Genomic DNA, 23,155 nt, shown 5'->3' on the forward strand with positions numbered 1-23,155 from the left:
CACCCTGTCTGTAAAACTGGATCCCGGCCTTCGCCGGGATGCACGGTGAAAGGGGCCGGGCTCTCGGGACAAGGCCGAGGGTGCCGGGTATGGGGAGGGATGAGCATTGCGTTTGCCTCCATCGTCATGGGCCTTATGGGCCTGATCTTCGGCAGTTTCATCGCCGCGGTGACCGTGCGCATGCCGAGGGAGGAGGACATCGTCTTCGGCCGCTCGCGCTGCATGAGCTGCGGCGAGACGCTGAAGCCCTGGCAGCTGGTTCCGGCGGTCAGCTGGCTGGTGCAGCGGGGGCGGTGCGCCCTGTGCGGGGCGGCGGTGTCGCCGCGCTATATCCTGATCGAGTGCGGGGCGGCGGCCATCGGGGTCTGGGCCGCGCTGTGGGGCCATGACGGCGGCTGGCTGATGGTCGGGGCGACGGCGGTCCTGGGGTGGCAGCTGCTGCTCATCGCCCTAATCGACGCCGAGAATTTCTGGCTGCCGGATGAGCTGACCCTGCCGCTGATCGGGACGGGGCTGGTGGCGGGCGGGCTGCTGGCCTGGGGCTGGCCGATCCCGCAACTGATCGGGGCCGGGGCCGGGTTCGGCATCCTGTGGCTGCTAGCCGAGGTCTATCGGCGGCTGCGGGGGCGCGAAGGTCTGGGCGGGGGCGATCCGATCCTGTTCGCGGGAGCGGGGGCCTGGGTCGGGTGGACGGGCCTGCCGACGGTGCTGCTATGGGCCTGCGCGGCGGGGTTCAGCATCGTCCTGACCCTGCTGATCACGCGGCGAAAGGTGGGGATGACCGACAAGCTGCCGTTCGGGACCTTCTTGGCGATCGGGATCTGGCTGACCTGGCTCTATGGGCCGATCGGGGGCTGACGATCAGACTCCGGCGAAACGGAGTCCAAGTCGTCCACTGAGTCCCGTCGGTCCCGGAAACGGAGTCCAGATCGTCCACTGAGTCTTGCCTGCAATGTCAAAGACCAACGATATTCAGCCCCGCATGTGGGTGCGTCCGCAGCCGACGCAAGGGTTCAGCGGCCTGTCACCAGTTTCACGACGATGTGGGCGGTGGTGTCGATGATGGCGTCGGGCGGGGTGTCGCCGCGCCGCATCAGGTCGAAGCCCGCTGCGACCGATTCGACCAGGTTGGCGACCTCGTAGGAGGTCAGGCGCGGGTCGAGGCCGGGGGCGTGGTAGCCGGTGGCGTGGGCGACGGCGATGCGGCGTTCCAGCGACAGGTGGACCCGGCGCAGGCGGCGGATGCGGGCCTCGACAAAGCCTTCCTCGCCCTTGTCGGCCAGCATGTGTTCGATGCGCAGCACGGGGCCATGGTCACGCCAGATCAGCAGCACGTCCATGACATAGGCGCGTGCTGCGGCGAAGGCGTTCTCCGTCGACCAGTCGCCTTCCAGATGGCGCGACAGGGGGGCGAAATCGACGGCTGCGGCTTCGCATAGGGCCAGAACCGGCTCCTCCACCGTCTTGAAATAGGTGTAGAAATTCGAGGGCGAGACGCCGGCTTCCAGCGCGACGTCGGCGACGCGGATCTCGCCCAGATGCTGGCGATCCAGCAGGCGGCGGGTGGCGTCCAGGATCGCGGCGCGCGTCTTTCCCCCGCGCGCGCCGATGCGGTGTCCCAGCTTGTTGATCGCGCGTTCGGCCATGGGGAGGCGGCCCGGAGAGAGTGGTGCCGGCTGCAGGAATCGAACCCGCGACATCCAGTTTACAAAACTGGCGCTCTACCAACTGAGCTAAGCCGGCCGTCACGAGGCTTTAACTGGCGGGCGAGGTTCGGCGCAAGCTATGAAAGCGGATGCCGAACGCCTCCTACATCCTGCCTGTGGTCATGCTGGCGCTGTCGAACGTCTTCATGACCTTCGCCTGGTACGGGCACCTGAAGTTCGGGTCCAAGCCGCTGTGGATCGTGGTCATCGTCAGCTGGGGCATCGCCTTCTTCGAATACTGCCTGGCGGTGCCGGCGAACCGGATCGGGCATCAGGTCTATTCGGCGGCCGAGTTGAAGACGATGCAGGAGGTGATCACGCTTCTGGTGTTCGCGGTGTTCTCGGTGACGGTGCTGGGGGAGAGGCTGACGCTGAACCACGCCTGCGGTTTCGCGCTGATCTTCGCCGGAGCGTGGTTCGTGTTCCGGGGGCCGTTCTAGCCTTCGTCATCCCCCGGTCTGCGCCGCCCAGCGGCGGCTTGCCGGAGGATGACGAGAGAAAGAAGGTTACAGCGCCGCCGCGATCTTCGCCGCCGTCGCCTTCAGGTTTTCGACGTCGGCCATGGCGGCGTGGGCGTGGCCCTTCATCTCGCGGTCGGACCAACGGGGGATGACGTGGAAATGCAGGTGGAAGACGGTCTGGCCGCCGGCTTCGCCGTTGAACTGCATGATCGAAAAACCGTCGGGCGACAGGGCCTTTTCGACCGCGCGGGCGGTGCGCTGGGTGGCGGCAACGAGGGTGGCGAGGACGTCCGGCTCGATCTCCAGCAGGGTCCGAGCGGTGGAGGTCTTGGAGATGATCAGGACGTGGCCCTCGCTTTGCGGGAAGACGTCCATGAAGGCGAGGACGGCGTCGTCCTCCCATACGGTGACCTTTGGGATCTCGCCGCGAAGGATCTTGGCGAAGATGTTGGACGGGTCGTAGGGGGCGTGCAGGGTCATCAGCGACGAATATCCCTTCTCCCCCTGACGGTCGACGAACGATCGCAGGGGGAGAGGGGCTTGGTCAATGCGTCGCGTCCCAGGCCCTGACCGCATCCGCATCACGGGCGGACAGATCGGGATATTCCGCGTCCAAACCGACGTCCGGCACCCGGCGCCAGGAGCGGGCGCATTTCGGATAGTCGGCGAGATTCACCGTGACCGAGAGGGCGTCGCCGCCCTCGACCAGTTCGGCGCCCGAGGTGCGGAAGACCTCGGCCGGGTCGAGGCCTTCGAAGGCCGCGAACGAACCGGCGGGGCCGGTGACGGTCGGCCAGGCGTCGAGGGCGCCGCCGATGGTCTTCTCGCGGCGGGCGCCTTCCAGGGCGTCGTTGACGACCTCGAGCACCGTCTGAACCGAGGCCCAGCGCGCGGCTTCTTCAGGGTTCTTCCACTGGTCCGGCGTCTGCGGGATCACGCGGGCGCAGTTGGAACCGCCCTGCGGATAGAGGGTCGTCCAGGCCTCTTCCATCGTGAAGGGCGTCAGCGGGGCGAGCCAGGCGGTCAGGCGCACGAAGACCTCGTGCATCACCGTGCGGGCCGCGCGACGACGCAGGGCGTCCGGGCGGTCGCAGTAGAGGCTGTCCTTGCGGATGTCGAAATACAGGGCCGAGAGGTCGTTGGAGCAGAACTCCAGCACCGGACGGACGACGTCCTGGAAGCGGTAGGTGTCGTAGGCCGCGCGGACCTGGCCATCCAGTTCGTGCAGGCGGTGGAGGATGAACCTCTCCAGCGGCGGCATGTCGGCGTAGGCGACGCGCTCGGCCTCGTCGAAATCGGCCAGGGCGCCCAGCAGGTAGCGGACGGTGTTGCGCAGCTTGCGATAGGCGTCGACCGTGGTCTGGAGGATCTGTTTGCCGATCCGCTGGTCGTCCGAATAGTCGACCAGGGCGACCCACAGACGCAGGATGTCGGCGCCCGATTCCTTGATGATGGTCAGGGGATCGGTCGTGTTGCCCCGCGACTTCGACATCTTCTCCCCGTTCTCGTCGAGGGTGAAGCCGTGGGTCAGGACCGCCTTGAACGGAGCGCGACCACGCGTGCCGCAGCCTTCCAGCAGGGAGGACTGGAACCAGCCGCGATGCTGGTCCGAGCCCTCCAGATAGAGGTCGGCGGGCCAGTGGGCCGGGCGGTCGCCGGTATAGCCGTGCTCGGGCAGGCGCGGGTCCAGGGTGAAGGCATGGGTCGAGCCGGAATCGAACCAGACGTCGAGGATGTCCTCGACCTTTTCGTAGCGGGCCGGATCATGCTGTCCGAGGAAGTCCTCGTCGGGGGCGGTGAACCAGACGTCGGCGCCGCCTTCGGAGACGGCCTTGACGATGCGGGCGTCGACCTCTGCGTCATGCAGGGGCTGGCCCGTCTGCTTGTCGACGAACATGGCCAGAGGCGTGCCCCAGGCGCGCTGGCGGCTGACCAGCCAGTCGGGGCGGCCCTCGACCATCGAGCGGATACGGTTCTTGCCGGCGGCGGGGTGGAAGGCGGTGTCGTCGATCGACTGCAGGGCCGTCTCGCGCAGACTGTCACCGGACTTCAGAGGCTGATCCATGCGGATGAACCACTGGGGCGTGTTGCGGAAGATGACCGGCGCCTTGGAGCGCCATGAGTGGGGATAGGAGTGCTCCAGACGGCCGCGCGCCAGCAGGTTGCCGGCCTCGATCAGTTTCTCCATGACCGCGCCGTTGGCGGGGCCGAACTTACCGGTCTTCTTGCCCTCGGTTTCCAGGACCTTGAGGCCCGCGAACAGGGGGACGCCGGGGTAGTAGGCGCCGTCGGGGTCGACGGTGTCGGGCACCTCGTGATGACCGTGGGCCTTCCACACCTCGAAGTCGTCGGCGCCGTGGCCGGGCGCGGTGTGGACGAAGCCCGTACCCGCGTCGTCGGTGACGTGGTCGCCGCTGAGCAGGGGCACGGAGAAGCCGTAGCCGGGATCCAGCGCCGCCAGCGGGTGGGCGCATTCCAGGCCCGAGGGGTTCAGGTCCGACAGGCGGGTCCAGGTCGCGATCTTGGCGGCCTTGAAGACCTCTTCCGCCAGCTTGTCGGCGACGATCAGGCGGTCTCCGGGCGCGGCCCAGGGTTCGAACTCCAGGCCCGTCTCCATGGCCGTGACCTCGTACAGGCCATAGGCGATCTCGGGGCCGTAGCTGATGGCGCGGTTGGCCGGGATGGTCCAGGGCGTGGTCGTCCAGATGACGATCGACGGCGTCGGATTGCGGAAGGCCAGAAGGTCGTCGTCATGGTCGTCCGACGCCGCGATGACCGGGAACTTGACCCAGATCGTGGGCGAGACGTGGTCGTGGTATTCGATTTCGGCGTCGGCAAGCGCCGTGCGCTCGACCGGCGACCACATCACGGGCTTGGAGCCGCGATAGAGCTGGCCCGAGTTCTTGAACTTGTGGAACTCCGCGACGATGGCCGCCTCGGACGTGAAGTCCATGGTGGCGTAGCGGTTGGCGAAGTCACCGACGATGCCCAGGCGTTTGAACTGGTCGCGCTGAAGGTCGATGTATTTGCCGGCGTAGGCGCGGCAGGCGGAGCGGAACTCGGCCTTGGAGACCTCGTCCTTGCGACGGCCCTTGGAACGGAACTCTTCTTCGATCTTCCACTCGATCGGCAGGCCGTGGCAGTCCCAGCCGGGGACGAAGTCGACGTCGTAGCCCAGCAGGAAGCGCGACCGGACGACGAAGTCCTTCAGCGTCTTGTTCAGGGCATGGCCGATGTGGATGTCGCCGTTGGCGTAGGGCGGACCGTCGTGGAGGACGTAGAGCGGGGCGTTCTCGGACTGACGCTGGGCGCGGAGCTTGCCGTAGAGGTCGCCCCACTGTTCCAGGATCAGCGGCTCCTTCTGAGGCAGGCCGCCGCGCATGGGGAAGGGCGTCTCGGGCAGGAAGACGGTGTCGCGATAGTCGCGCGAGGTCGATTCGGGAGTCTGGGCGTCGTCAGCCATGGTCTTGTCTCGGGCAATCGTGTGGGCGTCGGGTGAGATAGTCAGGCGGTCCCGGCGTAAGCGGAGGCGATGAGGCCCCGTCGGCGCTACGCCGGGCGGCTAATCTCGATCGGAATGATCCGGCGCGCGTCCATGGGCCATCGTCCTATCAGGGCGCGGGGGCTGGGAAAAGCGCGGGCTTGCGGTAACGTCGCTTTGAAGCGGCGCTTTTCGGGTCGCGAGAGGGAAGACCGGATGCGTACGATCCTGATGCTGGCGGCAGCGAGCCTGGCGCTCGTCGCCTGCGGCCAGCCTGCGGAGACGGCCGAGGCCGCGCCCAAGGCCGAGACCCAGACCGTCCAGCCGTCGCTGACGCCGGAAGCCTTCATCCGCAGCCTCTATGGCGAGTCACCGGACCATGTGGAGTTCGTGGAAGAAAGCCCGATGTGGTCGGCCCGGACGCGCGCCCTTCTGGACGAGACCGTGCGGCTGACCCAGCAGGGCGACCAGGGGTTCTTCGACGCCCAACCGATCTGCGACTGCCAGGACGGGACGCCCGTCTTGCAGTCGGCGACCGCGACCTCGACCGGTCCGACCACAGCCGACGTGGCGACCGTCCAGACCTTCGCCGAGCCGGGCAACGCCGTTCACAACAAGACCTACAAGCTGGTGCTGGAGGACGGTCGGTGGAAGATCGACGACATCACCTATCAGGACATGGGTGACGCGTTCGAACGCGAGCCGCTGGTCCAGCGACTGACCGCCTGGATCGCCGAGGCCAGGACCCAGCCTGCAACCTGATAAGGGACGATGACGATGCGCAGTTTGATGATGATTTCGGCCGCGGCCCTGGCGCTCGCGGCGTGTTCGCAGGAGCCGGAGGCCAAGGCGCCCGAGACGGCTTCGGCGTCCGCCACGGCGCAGGCCCCGGCGCCGACCGGACCGGTCTCGCGCGATCAGGTCTATGCGGCGGCGGGCGAGGGGCCCGAGGCCTTCGTGCGGACGATCTACGCCCAATATGTGAACGGCGGACCGCAGGGGGAGCCGCCGGCGCCGGGGCGGGATCCGATGTTCTCGCGCACGATGAACGCCTTGATCGGGACGGACTTCCGGGCCGCGAAGGGAGAGGTTCCGACCCTGAACTACGACCCGTTCTGCGGCTGTCAGGATCAGGGCGACTTCGTCGTCACGGCGACGGCGGTGGCGCAGGCGGACGCGAACACCGCCGAGGCCGATGTCGCCTTCACCAACATGGGCGAGCAGAAGTCACTGAAGCTGAAACTGGTGCGCGAAGGGCCGAACTGGAAGGTCGACGACATCATCGACGGCACGACCTCGCTGCACGACACCCTGATGGCGGTGGCCGAGGCGGCGGGGTGATCCGTCAGGCGGCGAGGATGGCCCTCGCCGCCGCCGCATCGGCGTCGATCTGGACCTTGAGGGCGTCCAGACCGTCGAAGTTCATCTCGCCACGCAGGAGGGCGACGAGCTCGGTCTCGATGGTCTGGCCGTAGACGTCCTCGGCGAAGTCGAACAGCCAGACCTCGAGCAGGGGCTCGGCGATCTCGAACATCGGGCGGACGCCGAGGTTGGCGACGCCGGCGATGAGGCGGCCGTCGGGAAGCCGGGTCCGGGTCGCGTAGACGCCGTAGGCGGGGCGCATGTAGTCCCCGAGGCGGACGTTGGCGGTCGGGATGCCGATCGTGCGGCCGCGCTTGTCGCCGTGCACGACCTCGCCCTCGATGGCGAAGGGACGTCCCAGGATCGCGGCGGCGCGGGTCATGTCACCGGCGTTCAGGGCCTCGCGGACGGCGCTGGAAGACAGTTTCAGGCCGCCGACGTCGTCGACCCGCTCCGTCACGGAAACGGAGAACCCCAACTGACGGCCGATGCGGGCGAGGGCCTCGGGCGACCCGGTCCGGCCCTTGCCGTAGGTGAAGTCGAAGCCGACAGAGGCGTGTCTCAAGCCCAAGCCATCCGAAATGACGTGGGTGGCGAAGGCCTCGTCCGACATGGCGGCCATGTCGGCTTCGAAGGGCAGGAGGTAGAGGCGGTCGACGCCGAGCGGCTCCAGAGCACGCGCCATCTGAGCCGGCGTCATCAAACGGAAAGGCGCGGCCTCGGGCTGGAACCAGCGGCGCGGGTGCGGGTCGAAGCTGACCACGGCGAGGGGGGCGTTCAGCCGGTCGGCGGCCTCGCGCGCCGAGGCGATTACGGCCTGATGGCCCCGGTGAACGCCGTCGAAGGCCCCGAGTGCGGCGGCGCCGCCCTTCTGCGAGGCGGGCAGGTCGCGCCAGTCTCGGATGATATCGATGGGCACGACCGGCTGTCAGTCCTTGGCGGGGCGGCGGCGGCGGGGGACGCGGACCACGGCCTCGCCCTCCATGATCATGTCCTCGCCGACATAGCCCTCGGTGCGCAGGGTCACGCGGGCCGACTCGGGATCGACGGCGGCCACGGTGATCTGGGCCCGGACGATGTCGCCGATGCGGACCGGCTTGTGGAAGGCCAGCGATTGCGAAAGGTAGATGGCCCCGGCGCCCGGCAGGATGGTGCCGACGACGGCGGAGCCGAAGCTGGCCGACAACAGGCCGTGGGCGATTCGGCCGCGATAGGCGGTCTTGGAGGCAAAGGCCTCGTCCATGTGCACCGGGTTGAAGTCGTCAGACGCCTCGGCGAACTGTTCGATACGGGCCTCGGTGACCTCGACCTCCTTGATCGCCACCATGCCGGGCGAGAGTTCTTCGAGGATATAGCCGCCCGAGGGGTGAGGTCCGGTGTTCATCCGCCGGTGTTAGCTGCGCCGCACTGATTTGGCGATAGCGACGCGGCTTCAGTCGAGCCGCGCAAGTTCAGCACGCGCCATCGACAGGATGGCCGTCAGATCGTGCGTCGTCGTCCGATAGACGAACTCGGCCGCGACGTTGTCTTACTCGTGGCGATAGATGTTTCCCGCGTCGGCGATATCGCGCCACGGCAGATGCGTATGGCGGGCCTTGAGATCGTCCGGCAGGCGCCGCGTCGCTTCGCTGATGACTTCGAGACACCGAGTGACGGCGTGATAGGTTTTCCGGTCGTTCCGAAAGGTCGTCTGATCGATATCGACAACAAACGCCTGGGCTTCCTGTGCGTGCAATTCAATCGCAGCCAACGCCCGCGCGACGCGATCAGAAGGCATAGATGGCGTCACGTTCCGCCGAAGGCCGAACATGGGGTTGGAGCGTCGCGCGATTGGCGACGTCGACCTTTACGGGGAAGAGCCCGCCGAGGAAGCGGGTCAGGGCGACGTACTGATAAACGCCCAGCTCGGCCGCTGGATCAATCTCGACAAGTAGGTCGAGGTCGCTGTCAGGGCGATTCTCTTGCCGAGCTGTTGAGCCGAACACAGCCGCATGCGCCACCCCGCGCCTTTGCAACTCGGCGCGGTGTCCAATCAGAATGGCGATCGCTTGGCGACTGTCCATGCGACCAGCATAGCGCAGACCCGCGAATTTCGCATCAGGTCCTCACCACTTCAGTTCCAGCGCGGCGTAGCGGGCGTAGGCGGTCTCGGGTGTGAGGAGGGCGGCGGCGCGGGCGGGGTCGATCAGGCCGTCGTCGCCTTGGGCGGCGTCGCCGTGGATGCCCTGGGCGATGAAGAGGCAGTCGAGCGCCTGCTGATTGGCGCCGAGGACGTCGGTGATGACGCCGTCGCCGATGCACAGGACCCGCGAACGGTCCACGGGCCGGCCCAGCAGAGTCTCCGCCTCAATCAGCGACAGGGCGTAGATCGGGGCGAAAGGCTTACCGGCCATGGTCACCCGACCGCCCAGCGATTCGTAGACATCGGCCAGGGCGCCGCCGCAGTAGATGATCTTGTCGCCGCGCTGGACGATCCGGTCGGGGTTGGCGCAGATCAGCTCCAGACCGCGCGCGGCGGCCTCGGACAGCTGTTCGACATAGTGCTGGGGCGTCTCGGTCTCGTCGTCGATCATGCCGGTGACGGACAGGAAGGCGGCGTCGGCGACGGTGTCGGCGCGCTGGAGGTCGAGACCCTCGTAGAGGATGTCGTCGCGGGCCGGGCCGATGATCAGGGCCGGCCCGGGTGCGCGCCGGGCCAGTTCCATTCGGGTGGCGTCGCCGGAGGTCACGAAGGCCTTCCAGCTGTCGCGCGGAACGCCGAGGGCGTCGAGCTGGGCGATGACGTCGTGCGACGGGCGCGGCGAGTTCGAGATCAGGACGACGTGGCCGCCCTGTTCATTGAACTTCGTCAGGGCCTCGCAGGCTTCGGGCCAGCTTTCGCGGCCGTTGTGGATCACGCCCCAGACATCGCACAGCAGGATGTCGTAGTAGGCGGCGACGGACGACAGGCCGGGGAGGGCATGGGGAAGTGTCATGCCCTGCATATGGCCCGGTGAGGCCGTGAGGGCTAGCTTCGCTCGACCAACTCCGTTCACCCCGGCGAAGGCCGGGGTCCAGATCACGGACGCGGGCGTCGGGGATCGCTCACCGACTTCACTCCTCCAACCAACGCATTCGCCATCTGGACCCCGGCCTTCGCCGGGGTGAACGGTGAGAAAGAAGATTAGCGGATGATGCGGACGATCGCCCCCTCCGCCGGGTCGGAGACGCCGTCGGCCAGGTCGCGGACGACAGCGGCGGCGGCCTCCAGCCCGTGATGTTCGACAATGCGGATCCAGGGCGAGGCCGGATCGACGACGCGTTCGAAGAAGGTCTTCTGGTCGGCGAGGAAGCGGTCGTAGAAATCGTGCAGGGTCCCGCGTTCGCGATGCTGGTCCAGGCAGGTGGCGGCGAAGAAGAAGACGGGCCTGGGGCCGATCAGCTGCGGGTCGTCGGCGGTGAACCCGTCGCTCTGGGTCGAGCCGACCAGGCAGTCGTATTTCAGCGCCTCGCCGAAGCGCGCGTGGACCCGGCGGCGAAGCTCCGCGTCGCCCGCCAGGTCGAGATAAAGGGTCGGGATCCCGGTCGGCAGGGTCTGCACCGCGTCATAGCCGTGGACGGCGTCATAGGCGCCCAGTCCCTCGACGAAGGCACGGTTGCGGTCGCCGGTCAGGCCGATCACCTCGACGTCGTCGTTCGCCAGACACCAGGCCGAGCCATAGGCGGTCTTGGACGAGGCGCTGGAGATGACGATCCGCTTCGCGCCGAAGAAGCCGTTGTCACGCAGGAAGTCGACGGCCGTGTAGGAGGTGATGAACAGGGGGCGGAACAGGGCCTCGGCATTCTCGAGCTCGGACGCATAGTTGCGGTCGGCGGCGCACAGGACATAGCGGTTGTAGATGTCGGGCACGGCCTTTCGCCACGGCGAGGCGTCGGCGAACCCGCCCCGGCTGATCTTCTCGGCCTGGACCAGGAGCGAATCGGCCATAGGGAAATAACCGAAGACGCGCGCGCCGACCTCGACGCCAGGTGCGCGAGAGGCGGCCACGTCCGCGAAGCCCCAGACAGGCATCATGCCGTAGGCCGTGTCGTCGGTGGGGAAGACCTTCCAGTAGCCGATGGCGTCGCCATAGGCGGCATAGGTGATGTTGTTGGTGGTCAGGGAGAAACGATCCAGCGCCAGAAGAACCTCGCCCTCGGCCAGATCGGGCGGCGTCGGATCTGGCGAAATACGGGTCTCGCGCGGGGACGACTTCAGGCTCATCAAGCGGTGGTCGACGTCGGACATCGAAGGGCTCCCTGGCGATTTTCCGGACAGACTAACCCCATCCACGGTTGACGTAGGAGAAGCCTGGAACAGCAGCGTTGGCGGGGCGCGCCGAGCCTGCTAACCGGACGCGCATGAAGATCCCTCGCATCGCCTGGGCGGCTTACGGATTCGCCGTCGTCGTCATCGTCCTGGACCAGCTGACCAAATACTGGATGCTGGATGGCCTGAGCCTGCGCGAGGTCGGTCGGGTGCTGGTCTGGCCCCCGATCCTGAACTTCTCCTATGTCGAGAACACGGGCGTCAGTTTCGGCCTGTTCGGCGGCGGCGCGGCGCGTTGGGCGCTCAGCGTCTTCTCGATCATCGTCGCGGCGGCCCTGGCCGTCTGGGCCCTGAAGGCGGAGCGGCGGATGCTGGTCTCGGCCATCGGCCTGGTCATCGGCGGGGCGATCGGAAACGCCATCGACCGCATCCAGTACGGCTATGTCGTCGACTTCATCGATTTCTCGGGGACCGGGGTATTTCCCTGGGTCTTCAACATCGCCGACAGTGCGATCACCATCGGCGTCATCCTGCTGATTCTCGACAGTGTGATGTCGGAGCGGAAAGCGACCGTTGGCGCGGCCCCTGAAAAGGCGTAATCACCCGCTCTTTCCTTGAGTATTCTCACCGTCCGACCTGGGCGCCCAGCCGCGCCGGAGCCGAACCGACCCATGCGAACTGCCCCAATCCTTACGTCACGTATCCTGACCGTTTCCGCCATCGCCGTTTCGGCCGTCGCCCTGACTGCCTGTGGAGGCATGCGCCAGTCCATCGGCCTGACCAAGGTCGTCCCGGACGAGTTTCTGACCGTGTCCTCGGCCCCGCTGACCGTGCCGCCTGAGTACGGCCTGCGTCCGCCGGCGCCGGGCCAGCCGCGCCCGCAAGAGCTGGCGCCGGAAAGCGCCGCCCGCCAGATCCTGTTGGGTCAGCGTCAGGCCGTGACCCGCACGCCGGGTGAACAGGCCCTGGTCACCGCCGCCGGCGCCGACCGCGCCGACCCCCTGGCCCGGTACGTCGTCGACGACGAGTTCGGCGACCTGGCGCACAAGGAAGAAAGCTTCGCCAACCGCGTCCTGTTCTGGCGCCGCGACGATACGGCCTCCCAGGCCCCGACCCAGACCCAGACCGCCCAGGGCGCCGTGACCATCGACGCCGCCAGCGAGAACGCGCGCCTGCAGGCGCTGACGGGCAGCCAGAGCACGATCGTGATCGCGCCTCGCCGTTCGGGCGGGTTCAAGCTGCCGGGCCTGTAAGGACGACAGAGCCTGTGATTTTTGAGGGGCGCGCCGGCGACGGCGCGCCCCTTTTGCTTGCGCGGAGACGGAGACCGTCCTTATTGTAGACGGACCCGTTTCAAGGACCGTTTCCGATGACCGATCTCCGTGCGCTCAGCCACCTGTCCGGCGTCGAACAGCTGCGGCTGGGTTTCCAGAGCGACGATGCGGCGCCGATCGCCAGGACGCTCGACTACCGCATCGTCGAAATCGAGGAAGGGCGGGTGGTGTTCGAGGGCACGCCGACGCGGGCGGTCTACAACCCCATCGGCACGGTCCACGGCGGCTGGATGGCGACCCTGCTGGACTCCGCCTGCGCCTGCGCGGTGCATTCGATGCTGAAGCCTGGGCAGGTCTATACGACGCTGGAGATTAAGACGGTCTTCCACCGCGCCCTGACCGAAGGCGTGCCGGTCAAGGCCGAGGGCCGCATCGTGCAGATCGGCCGCCGCGCGGGCTTCGCCGAGGCGGACCTTAAGGGCCTGGACGGCAAGCTCTATGCGACGGCGACCTCGACCTGTCTGGTGATGGAGGCGAAGCCCGCCTAGCGCGGTGCTCGTATCGCCGGAGCACCGCTACGGACCGGCCAGAACAGGCGGAAGCTTAGCCCACCCCATATTAGTGCCGCCCCGTATGCAAGTGCCCAAAGGAGCGCGGCACCTGAGGACCCGACGGTGATCACCGGGGCGAACAGAAGGACGACAGCGATCAAAGCCACGGCTCCAGGCAGCGGAGCAATGATCCTTCCGCGACGCCACCAAGCGAGGATGAAGAAGGCAACGACCACTGCCGGTGCGATGCTCCATACCCAACCGGGTCGATACAGCAGGAACACGAATGTAAGCAGGCTAGTCAGCGCCAGTGCACATCCGAGACTGATCAAACCGAGTGTAAACCGCATCACGCTCAACCAGGTTTAAGCGAACCGCCGCCGCTTCTCTGCACTGATCAGCGTTGACCGCACGAAGTCCGCCGGCGGATCGGTTTCGGCCAGGACGGCTTCCTTGATGGCGCGGGGCTCTCCGAACAGGTGGCCCTGGCCCATGGAGATGTCGAGCTCGAGGATGTCGACGATCTGGCGCTCCGATTCGCACTTCTCGGCGATGACCTCGATGCCGTAGCGGCGGGTCAGCTGGGCGAAGTCGGCGGCCTGGATGTCGCGCAGCGACGGGATCGGCGAGCCGCCGTCCAGATCTAGCAGCTGTTCGATCAGCAGGTCCGCCGCGACCTTGATGAAGCGCACGTCCGAACGCTGCAGGTCGTTGAAGTCCAGGTCCAGGGTCTGGACCTTGTCGATCGAGAAACGGAAACCGAGGTCCGCCAGCTTGGCCATGTTGCGGGCCTCGACCGCGCCGCGCGCGTCGAAGGTCGCCTGACCCAGTTCGAAGATCAGCGCCTGGTTCAGGTCGCGGTTCTCGGACAGGAACTCCAGGAACTGCGGGAAGAAGGTCTCGTCGCCCAGGGACGACAGGGCGACGTTGCAGAAGACGCCGACCTTGCGGTCCTGGCGAGCCAGACGCCGCACGATCTGGGCGCAGCGGAACAGCAGCAGGTTGTCGATGGCGGGGACCAGGCCTTCGCCCTCGGCGATGGACAGATACTCGGCCGGCATCATGACCCGGTCGGTCGAATCGCGCAGGCGGGTGAAGCTCTCGTAGAAGACCGTGCGGCGCTGGGGCAGGGTGACGACGGGCTGCAGATACAGGTCGACGCGGTTGTCGGAGAGGGCGTCGTGGACGGTCTTGAGCAGCAGGTTGGACTGCTGGTGACGGCGCGCTTCGACGCTGTCGGGCGCGACCATGGGGGCGACCTTCAGTCGCTCGTCGATGGACAGGCTCATCTGCTGGATCAGGTCTTCCAGCATGCGGACTTCGCCGGTCAGTTCGTCGGTGCGCGACAGGGCGCCCGCTTCGATGGCGGTGGCCAGGTCGCCGAGCGCGGTCTGGGTCTGCTCCATGGCATCCGCGAGCAGGCGATGGGCCTCACGGACCTGGCCGATCTCGGCGCGCAGGGCCTTGCGTTCGCCGATGCCGGTCAGGATGGCGTGGGCCGAGCCCAGTACGCCGAGCACGCCGAGCGTCGCCGCCACGCCCGGGCCGATGCCGAGGCCGGCACGCCACAGGAAGGCGCCGACCGTCATCGCCAGGAAGACGTAGCCGAAGAACAGAAAACCGTTGGTCAGTGCGCGCATGGGAACGGCTTTGTCCGTCTTCCCGGATGGAATCGTCCGAGTATCGGGGTATCAGAACCAAACAGCTAGGGCGTGGCGGAAGAAACCGCGCCGATAACAGGGGATACGCATGGAATTGTTCGATCTGACCGGCAAGGTCGCCGTCATCACCGGCTCGTCGAGGGGGATCGGCAAGGCCATCGCCGAACGGATGGCCGAGCATGGCGCGAAGGTCGTCATCTCCTCGCGCAAGGCCGGGCCCTGCGACGAGGTCGCCGCCGAGATCAACGCCAGGTATGGCGAAGGCCGCGCCATCGCGATTCCGGCCAGTATCTCATCGAAGGAAGAGCTCCAGCGGCTGGTGGACGAAACCAACGCCGCCTTCGGCAAGATCGACATCCTGGTCTGCAACGCCGCGTCCAACCCCTATGCCGGGCCGATGGCGGGGATCGCCGACGAGCAGTTCGAGAAGATCTTCCACAACAACGTCTTGGCCAACCACTGGCTGACCCAGATGGTCTCGCCCCAGATGCTGGAGCGTAAGGACGGGGCGATCGTGATCATCTCCTCGATCGGTGGGCTTCGCGGCAACGGGATGATCGGCGCCTACAACGTGTCGAAGGCGGCGGACATGCAGCTGGCGCGGAACCTGGCGGTCGAGTGGGGACCGTCGAACGTGCGGGTCAACTGCATCGCGCCCGGCCTGATCCAGACCGACTTCGCCCGCTACCTGTGGGAGAACGAAGAGGTGCTGAAGGTCACGGTCGAGCCGAATCCGATGAAGCGCATCGGTCAGCCGGACGAGATCGCGGGCACCGCCGTCTATCTGTGCTCCAAGGCGGGCTCCTATGTGAACGGCCAGACCCTGGTGGTCGACGGCGGGCTGACGATTGCCTGGTGACGGCGACAAAGGGCCGGGCCTGCGCCAAGACCTGATCTGGCGGCTGGAGGCGGCGGCGTTTGCGGGCTTCATCGGCCTGATGCGGCTGATCGGGCTGGAGGCGGCGTCGAACTTCGGCGGCTGGGTGCTCAAGACACTCGGGCCCATCACGGGGACGCAGAAGACCGTGCTGAGGAACCTGCGCATCGCTTTCCCGGAGATGGGGGAGGACGAGCGTCGGCGTCTGGCGTTGGAACAGTGGGAACAGACCGGGCGGACCTTCGCCGAGACAGCGGTCATGGACCGGCTGACGCCCTCATCCGGGCGTATCGACGTCGTGGGGGCCGAGCGGCTGGAGGCCATCCGCGCGTCGGGCAAGCCGGTGGTGTTCGTGTCCGGCCACATGGCCAATATCGAGACGATGGCGGCGGTGCTGGTCGCCTCTGGCGTGCCGGTTCAGGTGACCTATCGCGCGGCCAACAACCCCTATGTCGACGCCCAGATCATCGCGGCGCGAGCGCGGTACGGCGTCAAGCTGTTCGCGCCCAAGGGCGGGGACGGTGCGCGCGAACTGCTGGCGGGCCTGGGGCGGGGCGAGAGCGTCGCCCTGATGAACGATCAGAAGTTTTCAGAGGGGCCCGAGGTGATCTTCTTCGGTCAGCCGGTGAACGCCGCCCCGGGACCCAGCCGGCTGGCGCTGCGGTTCGGCACGGTGCTGCAGCCGATGTCGGTGGTGCGGTTGCCCGGCGTGCGGTTCCGGGTGACGGCGCACGAGCCGATCGAGGTGGCCGACACAGGCGACCGCCAGGGCGACATCGCGCGCGGGGTCCAGTCCGTCACCACCTTCGTCGAGGAACGCGTGCGCGAAAATCCGGTGGACTGGTTCTGGGTCCACAAGCGCTGGCCAGACAAGGTCTACCGCGCGCTCGAACAGCCCGACTGACGGTCAGACCTCGTGCGAGGCGGACCGCTGTTCGGACAGCGCATCGGCCGCATCGGTGGATCGCCGCCTGGGACCGCTGTAGCCGACGGCGGTCGCGGTCCGTCGCCGGTCGGGGCCGAAGTAGCCGTTGGTCTTCACGAACGGGCGAGGGCGCAGAATGACCGCCTGGATACGGTCGAACACGGCCTTTGCGGTGATCGGCTTGACCACGAACTCGGTGACGCCGGCGTCGCGCGCCTCGACCACACGATGCTTCTCGGAATGGCCGGTCATCATGATGATGGGCAGATAGGGATTGGCGCTGTCGGAGCTGTTGCGGACCAGGCGGGTGAACTCCACCCCGTCCAGCGGAAACATGTTGAAGTCGACGATGGCCAGATCGACGGCATGATCGCGCAAGACGTCGAGCGCCATGGCGCCGTCCGAGACTTCGCGGATATTGCGAATTCCGGCGGACTGGAGAATCGCGGACGTGATCGTCCGCATATGCTGGTTGTCGTCGGCCAGCAGGATGTTCAGTGATTGAAGGGCAGACATTGAGCAATGGGCCGACGCCGCCCCCACGGCGGTCAAGCAAATCCTCTATGAGGAAACAGCAGCCTGGTCCACGCGGAACAAAAGCTTAGCCATAAGAACTAGGCGTTTTCCGGAGCGATCCGGCCGATCAGCAACGACGGGTCACAGTTCCGGTCGCGCCATTTCATCCGCCAGCACAGATGCGGTCCGGTCGCCCGGCCGGTCATGCCGACACGACCGATGATCTCGCCGCGCGTGACCCTCTGCGTCGGCAGGACGTCGATGCGCGACTGATGCAGATAGGCGGTGATCAGGCCCTGGCCGTGATCGATCAGGGTCAGGCCGCCTTCGAAATGCATGCCGGATCGGGCGAAGGTGACGATGCCGTCGGCCGGGGCGCGGATCGGCGACCCTGCAGGCGCAGCCAGATCGATGCCGTAGTGAGACCGGGCGGGCGTGCCGTTCAGCACGCGCTGGGAACCCCACCGGCTGGTGACGCGGTAGCTGTCCAGCGGCCAGGCGAAGCCCAAACGGAAGTCGTCGGCATCGGTGCGGCTGGCGAAGCCTTCGGTCTTGAGCGCGATTTCCTGCTGGATCCGAGCGAGCAGGGCGGGGTCGCTCGGCTGGACGGTCGACTGAGGCAGGCCGTTGATGCGGGTCGAGGGAAAGTCGCCGGCCGCGATCGACAGGGTGCGCCGCGCGACGCGGCCGCGGTCGCGGTCGCGGACCTCTATGTCGACATAGGGCGGCGCATCCCGGTCGAAGCCGACGACGAACAGACCGGAGGCCGAGGCGGTGGTCAGGGCCTCCCCGTTGACGAAGACCATGGCGCGGGCCGCGGCCCGACCCATGGCGAACCCGCCCTGGACGAAGCGACCGTTCAGGGCGAGGCCGTCACTGGCCTGGCCCAGGGCTGGGCCGGAAAGGCTGGCGGCCCCGGCCCCGAGAATCAGGCCGCGCCGCGATGGGGTCACTGATCGACCATCCGCGACAGGGCTTCGGTCGGGCCGGCGTAGGGCTCCTGATGCTCGACGGACCAGTAGCGCAGGATCTCGAGCGGGATCGGCTTGCCGGAGACGGCGCACAGCACGAACGGGCCGGGTTTCAGCACGGCGAATTCGCCGTCGCCATAGTGGAGGGTCGCGGGGGAGGGGGCGGAGGTCATGGGCGGGAGGATAGCCTGATCCCTCTCCCGGCGGGAGAGGGTCAGAACAGATCGCCCTGTCCGGCGGGCGTCGCCTTCGGTTTGACGACGGGCTTGGGCCGCATCGGCGCGTCGCCGTCGATCCGCGCGCCCTTCGAACCATCGGGGAAGACCAGGGTCACGGCCTGCCCCGGCGACAGAGCCGCCGCCGACGACACCATGGCGCCGGTCTCGTCGTCGATCCGGGCGAAACCGGGCTTGGGCCGTTTCGGGTCGAGAGTGGCGAGGGCGCGGGCGAGGGCGGCGAGCCGGGCCTCGGCCCGTTCCAGCGATTGCGGTATCGGGCGGGACAGGCGGGCCGAGACGGTCTCAAGCCGGGCGACGCGCTGGTCCAGGCGGCGATGGATCGGATCGAGCGACAGGCGGCCTGCGACTCTCAACAGGCGACGCTCATGGACGGCGGCATTGGCGCCCAGGGCCGCGCCGAGCCGGGCGGACTGTCCCTCCAGCCGCGCGGTGCGCTGTTCGAGCGCGCGATCCAGGAGGGCGGGAGAGAAGCGGCTGCCCGCCGTGACCAGTCGGCGATGGTGCAGTTCGGTGTTGCGGCTGAGGCCCGAGGCGAGGCGGCTGGACGCGTGGTCGAGGCGCTGCTGGGCCAGGGCGACCAGTTCCTCCGGTCGAGCCGGCAAGCCCCGCGCGACCGCTCGCAGACGGACGCGACGGTCCTCCAGCAGGCGGGCGCCCGCGCGGTCCAGACGACGCTCCAGATCGCTGACGAAGGCGCGCAGGTCCGCCAGCACAGGCGTGGCGAGTTCCGCTGCGCCCGTCGGCGTGGGCGCACGACGGTCGGAGACGAAGTCGATCAGGGTGGTGTCGGTCTCATGCCCCACGGCCGAGATGATCGGGATGGTCGCCGCCGCGACCGTGCGGGCCAGCCCCTCGTCGTTGAAGCACCACAGGTCCTCCACCGACCCGCCGCCGCGCGCGACGATCAGCAGGTCGGGACGGGGAATCACCCCCTCCCGCGTCATGGCGTCGAACCCGCGGATGGCGTTGCCGACCTGACCGCAGGCCGCGTCGCCCTGGACCACCACCGGCCAGACGATGACACGGCACGGCCAGCGCTCGGCGACCCGGTGCAGGATGTCGCGGACCACGGCGCCGGTCGGGCTGGTGATGACGCCGATGGTGCGGGGATAGAGGGGGATGGGCTTCTTGCGGGCCGTATCGAACAGACCCTCGCCCGACAGTTTGACCTTCAGCCGTTCAAGCTGGGCCAGAAGGGCGCCGGCGCCGGCCGCCTCCATCGATTCGATGACGATCTGATACGACGACCGGGCCGGGTAGGAGGTGATTTTGCCGGTGACGATGACCTCAAGACCGGTTTCCGGCTGGACGCCGAGGCCGCGAGTCGAGCCCTTCCAGACCACGCCGTCGATGGCGGACTTGTCATCCTTGAGCGTCAGATAGATGTGGCCCGAGGCGTGGCGGTTGACCTTGGACACCTCGCCCCGCAACCGGACATGGCCGAACCGGTCCTCCAGCGTGCGCTTCAGGGCGAAGGACAGCTCGGAGATCGACAGGGGCGGATTGTTGTCGCGTGCGGGGGCCGGCTCGGGGTCGGCGGGGCCGGCAAAGACGTAGTCGTCGGTCATTCGCCCAGCATAGGCTGCGTCATCAAGGACGGGAACGGGCCAACAGACGCATCGTTGTCATGATCATGCCCGCCCCCGAACCGATCCATGACGACACGCCGGACCCGCGCGAACAGGATCTGTCGCGCCGCAGTCGGACGCCGTCCGTCGGCATCTGGCTGATCGTGGCGTTGATCCTGATCGGTGCGGCGGTGGTCTACGGCGTCTCCGCCATCCTCTAGAGAAATGAAGAGAGTTCCGATGAACCGACTGTTCCTGCTGCCCCTGATGTCCGCATCCATGATCGGCCTGGCCGCCTGTGGAAGCCCGGAGCCGGAGGCCGTGGAGGTCGCGCCGGGCGCCGCTCCCGCCGTCGTCAGCGACACCCGCGCCGAAGTCGCCACGACCCAGACGGCTCTGGCGCTCGGCCTGACGCGCGACGAACTCGAGGATGCCGACCTCGTGTCGCCGGCGCCGGCCTTTACCGATCTGGGCGACGTGGAAACCCTGGTGCTGGACGCTGCGGGCCAGGTCACGGGCCTGGTGATCGATCTCGAAGGCGTGGACAAGGACGTCGTCGTGCCGATCTCCGACGTCACGTCGCTGCGTCGCAACGACGACGTCGACCTGAGCACGACCATGACGGCTGCCCAGTTGCAGGCCTTGCCGGCCTACACCGGCCCGGGCGCCTAACCTGCGCTAAACCACGCTTGAACCGCGCCGGGCCTTGACCATCAGGCCCGGCGCGGCCATTCCGCGCGCATGGACATATTGCTGGTCGGAGCGGGAGGGCGCGAACACGCCCTGGCCTGGAAAATGCGGCAGTCGCCGCTGGTGGACCGGCTGTTCTGTGCGCCTGGAAACCCCGGCATCGCCCGCGTCGCGGAGTGCGTGCCCGAGGTGAACGCCGACGACGCCGAGGGCCTGGCCCGTCTGGCCCGCGAACTGAAGGTCGGACTGGTGGTCGTGGGGCCTGAGATGGCTCTGGCGGCGGGTCTTGCCGACCTGTTGGCTGCGGCCGGCATTCCCTGTTTCGGCCCCAGCGCCAAGGCGGCGCAGTTGGAAACCTCCAAGGCCTTTTCCAAGGCGTTTCTGGAGCGGCACGAGATCCCGACGGCTCACTACGGCGTCTACGATCGTGTCGCCGACGCCAAGGCCGCCCTGTCGGTCTTCAAGCCCCCCTATGTGATCAAGGCCGATGGACTGGCCGCCGGCAAGGGCGTCGCCATCAGCCCCGACCGCCACGACGCCGAGGCCGAGATCGAGCGGATGCTGGGCGGCCGTTTCGGCTCGGCCGGATCGCGCGTCGTGATAGAAGAATTCATGGAAGGCGAAGAGGGCTCGCTCTTCGCCCTGTGCGATGGCAAGCGCGCCGTCCTGTTCGGCGGAGCACAGGACCACAAGCGCGCCTTCGACGGGGACCTGGGCCCCAATACGGGCGGCATGGGCGCCTATTCGCCGGCGCCGGTGTTCGACGAGGCCCTGGTCACTGCGGCGGATCGCCTGATCGTGCAGCCGACGCTGGCGGCGATGGCGGCCGAGGGGGCGCCCTACAAGGGGGTCCTCTATGCCGGACTGATGGCGACCGAGGACGGCCCCAAGGTCGTGGAGTTCAACGCCCGCTTCGGCGATCCGGAATGCCAGGTCCTGATGATGCGGATGGCCGGGGACATCGTGCCCTATCTGCTGGCCTGCGCGCGCGGGGACGTGTCGCGCCTGCCCGAGCCCGAGTTCAAGCCGCAAACGGTGATCTGCGTGGTCATGGCGGCGCGCGGCTATCCCGACAGTCCGATCGAGGGTTCGATCATCCGCGGCGCGGATCAGGACTTCGGCCCTCATGTCCAGGTCTTCCACGCCGGGACGAAGAAGCGCGACGACGGCACCCTGGTCGCGGCCGGCGGGCGTGTTCTGAGCGTCTGCGCCGAGGGCGACGACATCGCCGAGGCGCGCGAGCGGGCCTATGCGGCGGTACGCAAGATCGACTGGCCGGGCGGCTTCAACCGCACCGACATCGGCTGGCGCGCGTTGGATCGCGACTGAAGGTTGTGTTAGGGTTGGGTCATGGCAAACCCGGCGATCCAGCCTGAAGACGACGAAGACCTGTTCGCTACGCCGGATACGGCGGCGGACGAAGCCGCGATGACGCGTGCGGAGGCAGACTTCGCTGCGGGGCGGTTTGTCAGCAACGACGCTGTGATGCGTTGGGTCGGATCTTGGGGAACCGACAATCCGCTGCCTCCGCCGAAATGCGGCGACTGATCTGGTCACCCGATGCGATCAACGATCTGATCGACATCGAGCGCTATATCGCCGAGTTCAATCCGGCTGCCGCCCGGCGCTTCTTCATTCGCATCCAGGCCTGTGCACAGGGATTGGTCGAGTTTCCCGAGAAGGGCCGACCGATCGGTCGAGGCCGCCGGGAGCTGACGCTAGTGCGCCCCTACGTCATTCGTTACATCGCGGTAGACAGCGAGGTGCGCGTCCTGTCGATCCGGCATTCGGCGATGCGCCCCGAACGCTGACGCCTCAGGCGTAGGCGAACAGCAGCCGGCCTTCGCCCATGCGCTCGCGCAGCATCGGCAGGTCGGTGTGGGCAGTGGAGAAACAGCCGTAGCTGCGGCCCAGCTTGCCTTCGCGAGCCAGGAAATCCGGGTCCGCATAGTCGGCGCCGTGGATGATGATGGCGCGGTCGCGCGCCATGTTGTTCGAGTATTCCAGCCCATCCAGCAGCACGTTCGGCCCCTGTTGCGCGCCCCAGCCCGCACCGGCGGTGGCATAGGCGCCGACCGACGACATGTAGCTGTCCGGCGTGTTCGAGAAGCGACGGGCGAAGCCTGAGTGTTCCGGATCCGAGCCACGGCCGTGGCAGGTGCGGAAGGCGGTGACCCGGCCGCCGATCAGGTCGACCTCATACAGACGCTGGTCGCCTGAGAATTTCTGGAAATCGACCAGATACATCCGGTCGCGCAGGGTGATCTTGTGGCTGTGCACGTCCAGAGCGGCCATGGCCCGGCTCATCAGCTCGGGACGGACCAGCCGTTGCGGATCCAGCGGCGGCGGGGTGATCTGGGGAATGTGCGGCAGGGGCGGCGGCGGCGCGGCGGCGGCCAGCACGATCGGCGTCACGGCGGCGGGTGCGGAGGCGCAGCCGGCGAGCAATGCCGAACCGCCCAAAATCATGCCCCGTCTCGATAGCCGCATGCGACGCCCTTCGTATCGGTTTGCCGAAGTCATGGCTTGTTTCACAAATACGCCGCCCGGTTCAACCGGAGCCTTGGCCGAAACTCGCTGACGCG

29 protein-coding genes and 1 tRNA gene are annotated in these 23,155 nt (G+C 67.5%); 14 read left to right on the forward strand and 16 right to left on the reverse strand.

Annotated elements, in window-relative coordinates; translation table 11 throughout:
* Positions 1 to 99 precede the first annotated feature (99 nt).
* Positions 100 to 858, forward strand: a complete 759-nt coding sequence (locus ACW171_RS02240; protein ID WP_492095482.1) for a prepilin peptidase — start codon at positions 100 to 102, stop codon at positions 856 to 858.
* Positions 859 to 1,013: 155 nt separating this feature from the next.
* On the opposite strand, the gene ACW171_RS02245 is transcribed toward ACW171_RS02240, so the two are convergent.
* Both ACW171_RS02245 and ACW171_RS02250 read right to left on the reverse strand, forming a co-directional pair.
* Positions 1,014 to 1,646: a TetR/AcrR family transcriptional regulator gene (locus tag ACW171_RS02245; RefSeq protein WP_492095483.1), complete on the reverse strand. Its 633-nt coding sequence runs from the start codon at positions 1,644 to 1,646 to the stop codon at positions 1,014 to 1,016.
* A gap of 21 nt (positions 1,647 to 1,667) precedes the next feature.
* Positions 1,668 to 1,743, reverse strand: a tRNA-Thr gene (locus tag ACW171_RS02250).
* 52 nt (positions 1,744 to 1,795) lie between these two features.
* Here ACW171_RS02250 and ACW171_RS02255 point away from each other — a divergent pair.
* Positions 1,796 to 2,146: a DMT family protein gene (locus tag ACW171_RS02255; RefSeq protein ID WP_492095484.1), complete on the forward strand. Its 351-nt coding sequence runs from the start codon at positions 1,796 to 1,798 to the stop codon at positions 2,144 to 2,146.
* Positions 2,147 to 2,212: 66 nt separating this feature from the next.
* Here the strand turns inward: ACW171_RS02255 and ACW171_RS02260 are convergent, their stop codons facing one another.
* Positions 2,213 to 2,647, reverse strand: coding sequence for an HIT family protein (locus ACW171_RS02260; protein ID WP_492095485.1), 435 nt, complete (start codon positions 2,645 to 2,647; stop codon positions 2,213 to 2,215).
* A gap of 64 nt (positions 2,648 to 2,711) precedes the next feature.
* On the reverse strand, positions 2,712 to 5,630 hold the full coding sequence (ileS, locus tag ACW171_RS02265) for an isoleucine--tRNA ligase (RefSeq protein WP_492095486.1): 2,919 nt from the start codon (positions 5,628 to 5,630) through the stop codon (positions 2,712 to 2,714).
* Positions 5,631 to 5,864: 234 nt separating this feature from the next.
* On the opposite strand from ileS, the gene ACW171_RS02270 reads away from it, so the two are divergent.
* Both ACW171_RS02270 and ACW171_RS02275 read left to right on the forward strand, forming a co-directional pair.
* Positions 5,865 to 6,410, forward strand: coding sequence for a DUF3828 domain-containing protein (locus ACW171_RS02270; RefSeq protein ID WP_492095487.1), 546 nt, complete (start codon positions 5,865 to 5,867; stop codon positions 6,408 to 6,410).
* Between the two features lie 15 nt (positions 6,411 to 6,425).
* The gene (locus tag ACW171_RS02275) at positions 6,426 to 6,989 is read left to right on the forward strand and encodes a DUF3828 domain-containing protein (RefSeq protein WP_492095488.1); all 564 of its coding nucleotides are present in this window, start codon (positions 6,426 to 6,428) and stop codon (positions 6,987 to 6,989) included.
* Positions 6,990 to 6,993: 4 nt separating this feature from the next.
* Here ACW171_RS02275 and ACW171_RS02280 read toward each other — a convergent pair whose 3' ends face one another.
* From ACW171_RS02280 to ACW171_RS02305, 6 genes are all read right to left on the reverse strand, one after another.
* Positions 6,994 to 7,929: a bifunctional riboflavin kinase/FAD synthetase gene (locus ACW171_RS02280; RefSeq protein ID WP_492095489.1), complete on the reverse strand. Its 936-nt coding sequence runs from the start codon at positions 7,927 to 7,929 to the stop codon at positions 6,994 to 6,996.
* A gap of 9 nt (positions 7,930 to 7,938) precedes the next feature.
* Entirely contained in the window at positions 7,939 to 8,394 is a 456-nt protein-coding gene (locus ACW171_RS02285; protein ID WP_492095490.1) for a MaoC family dehydratase, read from the reverse strand.
* A gap of 144 nt (positions 8,395 to 8,538) precedes the next feature.
* The gene (locus tag ACW171_RS02290; protein ID WP_492095491.1) at positions 8,539 to 8,787 is read right to left on the reverse strand and encodes a HepT-like ribonuclease domain-containing protein; all 249 of its coding nucleotides are present in this window, start codon (positions 8,785 to 8,787) and stop codon (positions 8,539 to 8,541) included.
* Positions 8,777 to 9,073 (reverse strand): nucleotidyltransferase family protein, encoded by a 297-nt coding sequence (locus tag ACW171_RS02295; RefSeq protein ID WP_492095492.1) that lies wholly within the window; start codon positions 9,071 to 9,073, stop codon positions 8,777 to 8,779. Before ACW171_RS02295 ends, ACW171_RS02290 begins: the two co-directional genes overlap by 11 nt.
* Before the next feature lie 42 nt (positions 9,074 to 9,115).
* Positions 9,116 to 9,985: a TIGR01459 family HAD-type hydrolase gene (locus ACW171_RS02300; RefSeq protein ID WP_492095493.1), complete on the reverse strand. Its 870-nt coding sequence runs from the start codon at positions 9,983 to 9,985 to the stop codon at positions 9,116 to 9,118.
* Positions 9,986 to 10,173: 188 nt separating this feature from the next.
* Entirely contained in the window at positions 10,174 to 11,277 is a 1,104-nt protein-coding gene (locus tag ACW171_RS02305) for a DUF2855 family protein (protein ID WP_492095494.1), read from the reverse strand.
* Positions 11,278 to 11,390: 113 nt separating this feature from the next.
* On the opposite strand from ACW171_RS02305, the gene lspA reads away from it, so the two are divergent.
* From lspA to ACW171_RS02320, 3 genes are all read left to right on the forward strand, one after another.
* Positions 11,391 to 11,897 carry a signal peptidase II gene (gene lspA, locus ACW171_RS02310; RefSeq protein WP_492095495.1) on the forward strand — a complete coding sequence of 169 codons (507 nt, stop codon included), beginning with the start codon at positions 11,391 to 11,393 and terminating at the stop codon, positions 11,895 to 11,897.
* 72 nt (positions 11,898 to 11,969) lie between these two features.
* On the forward strand, positions 11,970 to 12,551 hold the full coding sequence (locus tag ACW171_RS02315; protein WP_492095496.1) for a DUF3035 domain-containing protein: 582 nt from the start codon (positions 11,970 to 11,972) through the stop codon (positions 12,549 to 12,551).
* Between the two features lie 116 nt (positions 12,552 to 12,667).
* Positions 12,668 to 13,120, forward strand: coding sequence for a PaaI family thioesterase (locus ACW171_RS02320; protein ID WP_492095497.1), 453 nt, complete (start codon positions 12,668 to 12,670; stop codon positions 13,118 to 13,120).
* A 368-nt stretch (positions 13,121 to 13,488) separates the two neighbouring features.
* Here ACW171_RS02320 and tipF read toward each other — a convergent pair whose 3' ends face one another.
* Positions 13,489 to 14,763 carry a flagella assembly cyclic-di-GMP phosphodiesterase TipF gene (gene tipF / locus ACW171_RS02325; protein ID WP_492095498.1) on the reverse strand — a complete coding sequence of 425 codons (1,275 nt, stop codon included), beginning with the start codon at positions 14,761 to 14,763 and terminating at the stop codon, positions 13,489 to 13,491.
* 109 nt (positions 14,764 to 14,872) lie between these two features.
* Here tipF and ACW171_RS02330 point away from each other — a divergent pair, with 109 nt between their 5' ends.
* A complete protein-coding gene (locus ACW171_RS02330) occupies positions 14,873 to 15,643 on the forward strand; it encodes an SDR family NAD(P)-dependent oxidoreductase (protein WP_492095499.1) in 771 nt (256 codons plus the stop codon).
* The gene (locus tag ACW171_RS02335; RefSeq protein WP_492095500.1) at positions 15,633 to 16,565 is read left to right on the forward strand and encodes a lysophospholipid acyltransferase family protein; all 933 of its coding nucleotides are present in this window, start codon (positions 15,633 to 15,635) and stop codon (positions 16,563 to 16,565) included. The genes ACW171_RS02330 and ACW171_RS02335 overlap by 11 nt, the downstream gene beginning before the upstream one ends.
* Positions 16,566 to 16,568: 3 nt before the next feature.
* On the opposite strand, the gene ACW171_RS02340 is transcribed toward ACW171_RS02335, so the two are convergent.
* From ACW171_RS02340 to xseA, 4 genes are all read right to left on the reverse strand, one after another.
* On the reverse strand, positions 16,569 to 17,102 hold the full coding sequence (locus tag ACW171_RS02340; RefSeq protein ID WP_492095501.1) for a response regulator: 534 nt from the start codon (positions 17,100 to 17,102) through the stop codon (positions 16,569 to 16,571).
* A 98-nt stretch (positions 17,103 to 17,200) separates the two neighbouring features.
* Positions 17,201 to 18,055 carry a M23 family metallopeptidase gene (locus ACW171_RS02345; RefSeq protein WP_492095502.1) on the reverse strand — a complete coding sequence of 285 codons (855 nt, stop codon included), beginning with the start codon at positions 18,053 to 18,055 and terminating at the stop codon, positions 17,201 to 17,203.
* Positions 18,052 to 18,246, reverse strand: a complete 195-nt coding sequence (locus tag ACW171_RS02350; RefSeq protein ID WP_492095503.1) for a DUF2093 domain-containing protein — start codon at positions 18,244 to 18,246, stop codon at positions 18,052 to 18,054. The genes ACW171_RS02345 and ACW171_RS02350 overlap by 4 nt, the downstream gene beginning before the upstream one ends.
* Before the next feature lie 41 nt (positions 18,247 to 18,287).
* A complete protein-coding gene (gene xseA / locus ACW171_RS02355) occupies positions 18,288 to 19,880 on the reverse strand; it encodes an exodeoxyribonuclease VII large subunit (RefSeq protein ID WP_492095504.1) in 1,593 nt (530 codons plus the stop codon).
* Between the two features lie 59 nt (positions 19,881 to 19,939).
* On the opposite strand from xseA, the gene ACW171_RS02360 reads away from it, so the two are divergent.
* From ACW171_RS02360 to ACW171_RS02380, 5 genes are all read left to right on the forward strand, one after another.
* Complete coding sequence (locus tag ACW171_RS02360; RefSeq protein ID WP_492095505.1) at positions 19,940 to 20,101, forward strand: hypothetical protein; 162 nt, start codon at positions 19,940 to 19,942, stop codon at positions 20,099 to 20,101.
* Positions 20,102 to 20,120: 19 nt separating this feature from the next.
* A complete protein-coding gene (locus ACW171_RS02365; protein ID WP_492095506.1) occupies positions 20,121 to 20,552 on the forward strand; it encodes a hypothetical protein in 432 nt (143 codons plus the stop codon).
* 69 nt (positions 20,553 to 20,621) lie between these two features.
* Positions 20,622 to 21,899, forward strand: a complete 1,278-nt coding sequence (gene purD / locus ACW171_RS02370; protein WP_492095507.1) for a phosphoribosylamine--glycine ligase — start codon at positions 20,622 to 20,624, stop codon at positions 21,897 to 21,899.
* A gap of 21 nt (positions 21,900 to 21,920) precedes the next feature.
* On the forward strand, positions 21,921 to 22,118 hold the full coding sequence (locus tag ACW171_RS02375) for a CopG family transcriptional regulator (protein ID WP_492095508.1): 198 nt from the start codon (positions 21,921 to 21,923) through the stop codon (positions 22,116 to 22,118).
* Entirely contained in the window at positions 22,106 to 22,381 is a 276-nt protein-coding gene (locus tag ACW171_RS02380) for a type II toxin-antitoxin system RelE/ParE family toxin (RefSeq protein ID WP_492095509.1), read from the forward strand. The genes ACW171_RS02375 and ACW171_RS02380 overlap by 13 nt, the downstream gene beginning before the upstream one ends.
* 4 nt (positions 22,382 to 22,385) lie before the next feature.
* On the opposite strand, the gene ACW171_RS02385 is transcribed toward ACW171_RS02380, so the two are convergent.
* Positions 22,386 to 23,060 carry a murein L,D-transpeptidase catalytic domain-containing protein gene (locus tag ACW171_RS02385; RefSeq protein WP_492095510.1) on the reverse strand — a complete coding sequence of 225 codons (675 nt, stop codon included), beginning with the start codon at positions 23,058 to 23,060 and terminating at the stop codon, positions 22,386 to 22,388.
* Positions 23,061 to 23,155 lie beyond the last annotated feature (95 nt).

It is taken from the genome of Brevundimonas sp. FV1ye28, from assembly GCF_058681135.1.

Excerpts from the sequence above, each read along its gene's own strand:
- ACW171_RS02240 (WP_492095482.1), top strand. The coding sequence starts at position 100 with ATGAGCATTGCGTTTGCCTCCATCGTCATGGGCCTTATGGGCCTGATC.
- ACW171_RS02245 (WP_492095483.1), bottom strand. The coding sequence starts at position 1,646 with ATGGCCGAACGCGCGATCAACAAGCTGGGACACCGCATCGGCGCGCGC.
- ACW171_RS02255 (WP_492095484.1), top strand. The coding sequence starts at position 1,796 with ATGCCGAACGCCTCCTACATCCTGCCTGTGGTCATGCTGGCGCTGTCG.
- ACW171_RS02260 (WP_492095485.1), bottom strand. The coding sequence starts at position 2,647 with ATGACCCTGCACGCCCCCTACGACCCGTCCAACATCTTCGCCAAGATC.
- ileS (WP_492095486.1), bottom strand. The coding sequence starts at position 5,630 with ATGGCTGACGACGCCCAGACTCCCGAATCGACCTCGCGCGACTATCGC.
- ACW171_RS02270 (WP_492095487.1), top strand. The coding sequence starts at position 5,865 with ATGCGTACGATCCTGATGCTGGCGGCAGCGAGCCTGGCGCTCGTCGCC.
- ACW171_RS02275 (WP_492095488.1), top strand. The coding sequence starts at position 6,426 with ATGCGCAGTTTGATGATGATTTCGGCCGCGGCCCTGGCGCTCGCGGCG.
- ACW171_RS02285 (WP_492095490.1), bottom strand. The coding sequence starts at position 8,394 with ATGAACACCGGACCTCACCCCTCGGGCGGCTATATCCTCGAAGAACTC.
- ACW171_RS02290 (WP_492095491.1), bottom strand. The coding sequence starts at position 8,787 with ATGCCTTCTGATCGCGTCGCGCGGGCGTTGGCTGCGATTGAATTGCAC.
- ACW171_RS02295 (WP_492095492.1), bottom strand. The coding sequence starts at position 9,073 with ATGGACAGTCGCCAAGCGATCGCCATTCTGATTGGACACCGCGCCGAG.
- ACW171_RS02300 (WP_492095493.1), bottom strand. The coding sequence starts at position 9,985 with ATGACACTTCCCCATGCCCTCCCCGGCCTGTCGTCCGTCGCCGCCTAC.
- ACW171_RS02305 (WP_492095494.1), bottom strand. The coding sequence starts at position 11,277 with ATGTCCGACGTCGACCACCGCTTGATGAGCCTGAAGTCGTCCCCGCGC.
- lspA (WP_492095495.1), top strand. The coding sequence starts at position 11,391 with ATGAAGATCCCTCGCATCGCCTGGGCGGCTTACGGATTCGCCGTCGTC.
- ACW171_RS02315 (WP_492095496.1), top strand. The coding sequence starts at position 11,970 with ATGCGAACTGCCCCAATCCTTACGTCACGTATCCTGACCGTTTCCGCC.
- ACW171_RS02320 (WP_492095497.1), top strand. The coding sequence starts at position 12,668 with ATGACCGATCTCCGTGCGCTCAGCCACCTGTCCGGCGTCGAACAGCTG.
- tipF (WP_492095498.1), bottom strand. The coding sequence starts at position 14,763 with ATGCGCGCACTGACCAACGGTTTTCTGTTCTTCGGCTACGTCTTCCTG.
- ACW171_RS02330 (WP_492095499.1), top strand. The coding sequence starts at position 14,873 with ATGGAATTGTTCGATCTGACCGGCAAGGTCGCCGTCATCACCGGCTCG.
- ACW171_RS02340 (WP_492095501.1), bottom strand. The coding sequence starts at position 17,102 with ATGTCTGCCCTTCAATCACTGAACATCCTGCTGGCCGACGACAACCAG.
- ACW171_RS02350 (WP_492095503.1), bottom strand. The coding sequence starts at position 18,246 with ATGACCTCCGCCCCCTCCCCCGCGACCCTCCACTATGGCGACGGCGAA.
- xseA (WP_492095504.1), bottom strand. The coding sequence starts at position 19,880 with ATGACCGACGACTACGTCTTTGCCGGCCCCGCCGACCCCGAGCCGGCC.
- ACW171_RS02360 (WP_492095505.1), top strand. The coding sequence starts at position 19,940 with ATGATCATGCCCGCCCCCGAACCGATCCATGACGACACGCCGGACCCG.
- ACW171_RS02365 (WP_492095506.1), top strand. The coding sequence starts at position 20,121 with ATGAACCGACTGTTCCTGCTGCCCCTGATGTCCGCATCCATGATCGGC.
- purD (WP_492095507.1), top strand. The coding sequence starts at position 20,622 with ATGGACATATTGCTGGTCGGAGCGGGAGGGCGCGAACACGCCCTGGCC.
- ACW171_RS02375 (WP_492095508.1), top strand. The coding sequence starts at position 21,921 with ATGGCAAACCCGGCGATCCAGCCTGAAGACGACGAAGACCTGTTCGCT.
- ACW171_RS02380 (WP_492095509.1), top strand. The coding sequence starts at position 22,106 with ATGCGGCGACTGATCTGGTCACCCGATGCGATCAACGATCTGATCGAC.
- ACW171_RS02385 (WP_492095510.1), bottom strand. The coding sequence starts at position 23,060 with ATGCGGCTATCGAGACGGGGCATGATTTTGGGCGGTTCGGCATTGCTC.